This window comes from Brevibacillus sp. FW301-21C12A, from assembly GCF_058788915.1.
Window position 1 is genome coordinate 40,926 of record NZ_JBYTBG010000038.1, and the last position, 6,119, is coordinate 47,044.

Here is a 6,119-nt window from a genome sequence, read left to right on the forward strand (position 1 = left end):
CAAGATATCACATCTTGTTCGCAGCCTACCGCTGATTATTGGTTCCCGTGCAGTTGGTTTTGGCGGTATTCGCTCGGCGTCTGTCCCGTTGTTTTTTTGAACAGCGTGATAAAATACGGCGTATTCGGCACGCCTACCTCCGCAGAAATCGCGGCAATCGGCTTGCCAGAGCGCGTCAGCAGTTCCTTCGCCTTGTCGATCCGTTTTTGCTGAATGTATTCCACAGGGGTCATTTCCTTGATCCGCTTGAATGTCCGATGCAAATGATAGGGACTGCCGTGACACATGTCTGCCAGGTGGGCCAACGTCAGCTTTTCGCTGTAGTGAGCGTCGATATAGTTGGTGATTTGCGCGACCCATTCCCGATCGGGCAAACGCTGTCCCGTAGGCTTGCACCTTTTGCACGGACGAAACTCTTCGCGAATCGCCTCGCTCGCCTGCTGAAAAATCCGGACATTGCCCCATCTTGGCGGCTTCGACTTGCACGATGGCCGACAAAAAATTCCGGTCGTTTTCACTGCGTAAAAAAACTGGTCGTCATAGGACGCATCGTTGGTGATGATCGCTTTCCATCTCTCTTCGGTGACACCCAGCTCCATTTCGCCCACCTCCACCGTCAGTATATCCTCCGCCGGACTCATCCGCACGGCTATTCCAATAAAATAGCAAGATAACGAAATGACAGCCCAGCTTTCCTGTTATACAACTAAGAAGGTTGCCGCCAGACTGACAAGGGAGGCTTTTTTAATGACGGAAAAAAGCAGAAAGACAGCCGCACAATTGCCGAGCCGTGGTCTACCCGCCGGGGCTTGGGTCGATAATAGAGAGGAATTCATCTTGCACGTGCCAACACCTTTTTCCTTTACGCAAAACCCGCATTATTTGTCGCGCGCCAAAGACGAGTGCCTGTATCAGATTGAAAACGATCGCCTATACAAAGCAATCCCGATCGCAGGCCAGACGCCTGTCGTAGAAATTCGCGCAGAGGAAGATGCGCACCTGCACATTCGCTTTCTCGGCGACGCCACTCCCACAGCAGACGTGCGCGCGCGGGTCGCGGAGTACGTCTACGACTGGTTCGATCTGGGGACGAATCTGGCTCCCTTTTACGACATGGCGCAAAAAGACGCCCTGCTGAAAGGGGCAGTCGATTCGTTTTACGGACTGCGCAACATGGGCATCCCCGACCTGTTTGAAGCGATGAGCTGGGGATTCTCGGACAGCAGATCAACCTGACATACGCCTACAAATTAAAGCGGCGGCTCGTGGAAAATTTCGGACGGCCCGTCGTGTGCGAAGGCAAAACATACTGGGTGTTTCCTGCTCCGGAAACCATTGCAGAGCGGACCGTGCAAGACCTCGCTGTGCTGCGGATGACTGCCAAAAAGTGCGAGTATTTGATCGGCGCAGCACAACTCATCGTTGAAGGGAAACTGTCGAAGGAGCTATTATGGGACGGAGGAGATTATCAAAACGCAGAGAAAACACTGGTCAACATTCGCGGGATCGGTCCGTGGACAGCCAACTACGTCCTCATGCGCTGTCTGAGGATGCCGTCTGCTTTTCCCATTGACGATGTCGGCTTGCACAATGCCATCAAATACGTACAAGGTACGGACAGAAAGCCGACCAAAGCCGAAATCGTTGCGCTGTCCCGCCATTGGACGAGCTGGGAGTCATACGCTACCTTTTATTTATGGCGTTTTCTTTACTAACCAAAGGAGGTTCCACCTGAATGCTGAAAATAGGCTCGCACGTCTCATTCTCCGGAAAAGGACTGCTCAATGCCGCCGAGGAAGCCGCTTCCTACGGCTCTAGCACGTTCATGATCTACACGGGAGCACCGCAAAACACGCGGCGCAAACCGATTGAAGACCAATACATCACCGAGGGCAAGGAAGTCATGGCCAAAAATGGCGTCGAGGAAATCGTCGTCCATGCCCCGTACATCATCAACCTGGGGTCTTACAAGGAAGACACCTTCGAGCTGGCCGTCCGCTTCCTGCAGGAAGAAATTCGCCGGACAGACTACATCGGCGTCAAAAACATCGTGCTCCACCCGGGCGCCTATACGGACAAGGACGCGGAGTACGGCATTGCGCGAATCGCAGAAGGCTTGAACGAAGTGCTCGCCGGGGTCAAAGACACCGACGTAAAAATCGCGCTGGAAACGATGGCGGGCAAAGGAACAGAGATCGGGCGCAGCTTCGAGGAAATCGCCGCGATCATCGAAAAAGTGGAAGACAACAGCAAGCTCGCCGTCTGCATGGACACTTGCCATATTCACGATGCGGGCTATGATATCGTCCACGATTTTGACGGCGTCCTGGAGCAGTTTGACCGGATTATCGGGCTGGATCGCCTCACCGTCGTCCACCTAAACGACAGCAAAAACTTCCGCGGAGCGCAAAAAGACCGCCACGCGCCCATCGGTGCCGGACTGATCGGCTTCGACGCCATGAGCTACATCGTGAACCACGAGAAAATCCGCCACTTGCCGCTCGTGCTGGAAACGCCGTGGATCGGAAAAGAAAAAGGCAAAGAACGTCCGATGTACGAAGCAGAAATCGCGCTGCTGCGCGGCGAGGTGGAAAAACGGTTCGGGGACGAGTTCATGGACCACGTAGAGCGCCTGGACTACTTTTTCCGCAAACAGGATGTGACCAGACGCGAATACGTCGTCGGCATCTGGGAGCTGTTGAAAAACGACGCGAAAGCCAAAAAAGCGGACAGCCGCGAGCCGATGGAGCGCCTGTACGACATGGCAGTGGAAGCACGGCTGTTCCCGGAGCTGTCTGAAGAGCAGCTCAACCACCGCCTGACCGCCTGGTTCGCGATCCCGAAATTCTCCTAAATACTCCTGCTCGAAAAAGCATCAACCTGGCTGCGCGGCTTCCTTTTGTCGAGGGCGAAATGACAATCCAAAACAGGAGGAAGCCGCATGCATGCCAGCGAAAAGCCCGGCGCAAGCCACCAACAGAACGGCCTGAAAACCTACACCCTTCTCGGGGCCGACCGCCGCCCTAACCAAAGTTACTCTCGCGGTACGCTGGGAGGATATCGGCGGCGCCACATATACGGACGCCTCGATTGCCCCTCCGCTCTGCGGGCTATAGCCAAAGGCGGGTATGTGGCCCAGCGGGTGTTTTTTGCCGATGAAAAAACGGCTCTGGCAGCGGGCTATCGTCCGTGCGCAGTTTGTTTGCCGGAAAAGTATGCGCAGTGGAAAGCGGAGCGCACTACCTCCGGCCTGTCGGAAGCTCCTGAATCCGGCAATTGTGAAACGCCGTAATTTTCCACACGCCACGTTGCTTGACGACCACATTCGTATTGATCGAGTCTCTGTCGTTTGGGTCCTGTTCGGGATTCGCCAGTCTGGCCTCGCCCGTTGCGTGCACCACAGCTACGTTTTCTGCAAGAAACCGCGGCTTGCATTCAGCAAGAGCGCTCGACTCCAATGTCGAACCTTTCAACGGCCCGTGAAACAGCCACCCATGCACCTCGGCGATTTGCGCCCTTCCCTTCAGATGCTGCCCCATGAACGTCACGTAGTCCGCATCTTCGGTAAAACAATCCCCGTACGCCGCGGCATCTCCCCGATTCCAGGCATCAACCAGCGCAACAAACACCTCGCGAAGGTCGTGCACGTCTTTTTCCCGCTGATTCATTTTTGCTCAAATCCTTTCCGTTATAGGATGGGGAAAATCGCTTTGCTTTTTGTGTTATACTTGTGTCCAGAAAAAAGCTTAATCAACCAGTTATCTTAACTGATTATATATCTTAATTGATTAAGATATATTCGAAGCGTACACCGGAGGTCCAGTTATGTCAAGCGATGATCGCCAGCACCCTGCACTCAGCCTTACCCCCATCCAGCAAGAGCTGCTCCAGGAAATTCGCACAAACAGCTCCCGCGCTGTCATGTTCCATCAAATGATCTCGGAAAAATTGGGCCTGAATGCCACCGATCACAAATGCCTGGACTTTTTGTACAGGTCTGGTCCGGTCACAGCCGGACAGCTTGCCGAATTGACCGGACTGACGACAGGCGCGGTCACCAACGTCATCGACCGTCTGGAGCAGGCAGGCTATGTGGTGCGGGCCAAAGACCCGAAAGACCGCAGAAAAGTGGTCGTCAAGCCAACCGATCATGGCCCGGACAACATCTCGCCTTTGTTCGATTCGATCCTGCACAAGACGATTGCGCTGCTCGACCGTTACACCGAGCAGGAAACGCGCGTCATCCTCGACTTTTTGAAAAGCTGCAACGCCATTTCCTTGGAAGAAATGAACAAACAAAAAGAAGCCGGCTCTTGATAATGAGAGCCAGCTTCCTCACGACTTACAGCGTGTTGGCCGGAATCCGAAACAACACGTACCGCCCCGTCCACATCTCTAACGTGATAACGATCTTCTCCGCGCCCCGCACAAAAAAGTACCCCGAGCCTTCCTGCTGAACAAAGCGCCAGCCAGCCGCCGCCACTTCCCGCTTCATCGCTTCTGCCCCCGCGCCTTGCCCGGAGGGTGCGCCGTACCAGTCGACGCCCTCCACAGTCGCCAGCTTGATGAGCTTGCCGTCGTAGCCGTTCAGGAGCGTCTTGACCTCGCTTGCCGAGCTGCCGGAAAAAGGCAGCGCAGGCCCCGCCTGCAAGTAGACGAAGCGAGCCGCCATTGCGAGCAGGCAGAAGACAAGCAACGCTAGCAGCACGCGCCCCCTCGTTCCTCGCCAAATCGTTGACACTTTTCACACATCCTTCAAAAAAAGGCAACAGAATAGTCAGGTTGAGTCATTCTCAATCGTTGTCGCCACCTCTACAATTCTTTGCAGAAGGCTGTGCCCCTTCCGCAACAATCCCTATTGATGCAAAAAACGCTCAGAAAGAAGGATCGCCCATGATGCCTTTTCGGGTTTTGATCGCAGACGATCATCCGCACGCGCGCGAGGCGATTAAAAGCGTGCTCGCGGAGCATCCCATATTCGAACTGGTGGACGAAGCAAGAGATGGCCAGCATGCAATCCAGCTTTGCCGCTTGCATCAGCCTGATCTCGTCCTGATGGATATTTCCATGCCGCAGTGCAACGGACTGGAAGCGACCCGAATCATCAAAGCGCAATACCCGTTTATCAAAATCGTCATGCTGAGTGTCTCCGACGACATTGTCGACCTGTTTACGGCAATCCAATACGGCGCCCAAGGCTACTTGCTGAAAAACACCAACCACGAGGACTGGATATCGTATTTGCAGGAGCTGATCTCCGGTGAATCCCGCCACTCGCGCAAGCTTGCCGGAAAAATGCTCTATCCTTTCATGGACACGTCCACGAGCGACGAGCCTCCCCCCTCTCTGCTGACCAACCGGGAGCAGGAAATCGCGAAATACGTGGCGCACGGGAAGACGAACCTGCAGATCGCCAATGCCTTGTCGATCCGGGAAAATACGGTCAAAAACCACATCCGCAATATTTTGGACAAGCTGCAACTGGAAAACAGGGTACAGCTCGCCTCCTACGCCGTCCGCCATCGCTTGGCAGAGACAGACAACCAGCCGCTTGTCTAGCAGTAGAGCTTTTCTTAACAGATGCACAGGTAAAAGCCCGGCTTGTCACAGCAAAAGACAGCCGGGTTCCACCTCAAATGTAAATCCTTGTCCTAAGCCTTCGCCCCTATGTAAAGGCTTTTTTATATTGGCCGTAATACGTAGCACGAGCATTGAATGAGCGAATTCTAGCACATAAAACTTTCTGCTAAAGGACAAAAAAGAGAAGTTTGCATCGCCAAAGTCTGGTAAAACAGAACATGCGTTTGCTTTTTTCTCCAAAAAACTTGTAGTGGTTGTTGTATTTTTACGTATCCCAGCAAGCGGTTAACCGCTGCAAGAGAAAATATTTACATCAACTAAAGAACTTAATGGTATGGTTGTAGCTTTGCTTTTGCTCGTTGTGTCGGGGAGTCTATTGGCATTTATAGCCGGAAGTCAGCAATTGCTCTGCAAACATATTAAAAATGCTAAAAAATCTGGTTGAAACACATAGCCTTCGCTAATGCGAGGGCCTTTTTTGTATGCTTGCGTAAGCAGAAGCGAATTAATGCGAAGGAATAGCAGAGACGGAGCTTGAG

7 protein-coding genes and 1 pseudogene are annotated in these 6,119 nt (G+C 53.3%); 5 read left to right on the forward strand and 3 right to left on the reverse strand.

Going from position 1 to position 6,119, the window contains the following annotated elements:
- Nucleotides 1–35 precede the first annotated feature (35 nt).
- Nucleotides 36–599, reverse strand: coding sequence for a bifunctional transcriptional activator/DNA repair enzyme AdaA (locus AC3WQH_RS19850; protein WP_026558543.1), 564 nt, complete (start codon nucleotides 597–599; stop codon nucleotides 36–38).
- A gap of 148 nt (nucleotides 600–747) precedes the next feature.
- Here AC3WQH_RS19850 and AC3WQH_RS19855 point away from each other — a divergent pair.
- The 3 genes and pseudogenes from AC3WQH_RS19855 to AC3WQH_RS19865 all read left to right on the forward strand — a co-directional run bounded on the left by AC3WQH_RS19855 (nucleotide 748) and on the right by AC3WQH_RS19865 (nucleotide 3,292).
- Nucleotides 748–1,715, forward strand: a pseudogene (locus tag AC3WQH_RS19855) (DNA-3-methyladenine glycosylase family protein).
- Between the two features lie 20 nt (nucleotides 1,716–1,735).
- Nucleotides 1,736–2,854, forward strand: coding sequence for a deoxyribonuclease IV (locus AC3WQH_RS19860; protein WP_005832638.1), 1,119 nt, complete (start codon nucleotides 1,736–1,738; stop codon nucleotides 2,852–2,854).
- An 87-nt stretch (nucleotides 2,855–2,941) separates the two neighbouring features.
- The gene (locus AC3WQH_RS19865) at nucleotides 2,942–3,292 is read left to right on the forward strand and encodes an Ada metal-binding domain-containing protein (RefSeq protein ID WP_025847242.1); all 351 of its coding nucleotides are present in this window, start codon (nucleotides 2,942–2,944) and stop codon (nucleotides 3,290–3,292) included.
- Here AC3WQH_RS19865 and AC3WQH_RS19870 read toward each other — a convergent pair.
- Nucleotides 3,240–3,668, reverse strand: coding sequence for an SgcJ/EcaC family oxidoreductase (locus AC3WQH_RS19870; protein WP_007779438.1), 429 nt, complete (start codon nucleotides 3,666–3,668; stop codon nucleotides 3,240–3,242). The two genes, AC3WQH_RS19865 and AC3WQH_RS19870, sit on opposite strands and share 53 nt — an antisense overlap.
- Nucleotides 3,669–3,825: 157 nt before the next feature.
- On the opposite strand from AC3WQH_RS19870, the gene AC3WQH_RS19875 reads away from it, so the two are divergent.
- A complete protein-coding gene (locus AC3WQH_RS19875; RefSeq protein ID WP_005832633.1) occupies nucleotides 3,826–4,317 on the forward strand; it encodes a MarR family winged helix-turn-helix transcriptional regulator in 492 nt (163 codons plus the stop codon).
- Between the two features lie 25 nt (nucleotides 4,318–4,342).
- Here AC3WQH_RS19875 and AC3WQH_RS19880 read toward each other — a convergent pair whose 3' ends face one another.
- A complete protein-coding gene (locus AC3WQH_RS19880; RefSeq protein ID WP_492332225.1) occupies nucleotides 4,343–4,708 on the reverse strand; it encodes a hypothetical protein in 366 nt (121 codons plus the stop codon).
- Nucleotides 4,709–4,893: 185 nt separating this feature from the next.
- On the opposite strand from AC3WQH_RS19880, the gene AC3WQH_RS19885 reads away from it, so the two are divergent.
- On the forward strand, nucleotides 4,894–5,559 hold the full coding sequence (locus AC3WQH_RS19885) for a response regulator (protein WP_005832629.1): 666 nt from the start codon (nucleotides 4,894–4,896) through the stop codon (nucleotides 5,557–5,559).
- The last annotated feature ends 560 nt before the right edge of the window (nucleotides 5,560–6,119 follow it).

Bases quoted from the DNA above. Each gene is read 5' to 3' on its own strand.
- AC3WQH_RS19850 (WP_026558543.1), bottom strand. From the start codon at position 599: ATGGAGCTGGGTGTCACCGAAGAGAGATGGAAAGCGATCATCACCAAC.
- AC3WQH_RS19860 (WP_005832638.1), top strand. From the start codon at position 1,736: ATGCTGAAAATAGGCTCGCACGTCTCATTCTCCGGAAAAGGACTGCTC.
- AC3WQH_RS19865 (WP_025847242.1), top strand. From the start codon at position 2,942: ATGCATGCCAGCGAAAAGCCCGGCGCAAGCCACCAACAGAACGGCCTG.
- AC3WQH_RS19870 (WP_007779438.1), bottom strand. From the start codon at position 3,668: ATGAATCAGCGGGAAAAAGACGTGCACGACCTTCGCGAGGTGTTTGTT.
- AC3WQH_RS19875 (WP_005832633.1), top strand. From the start codon at position 3,826: ATGTCAAGCGATGATCGCCAGCACCCTGCACTCAGCCTTACCCCCATC.
- AC3WQH_RS19885 (WP_005832629.1), top strand. From the start codon at position 4,894: ATGATGCCTTTTCGGGTTTTGATCGCAGACGATCATCCGCACGCGCGC.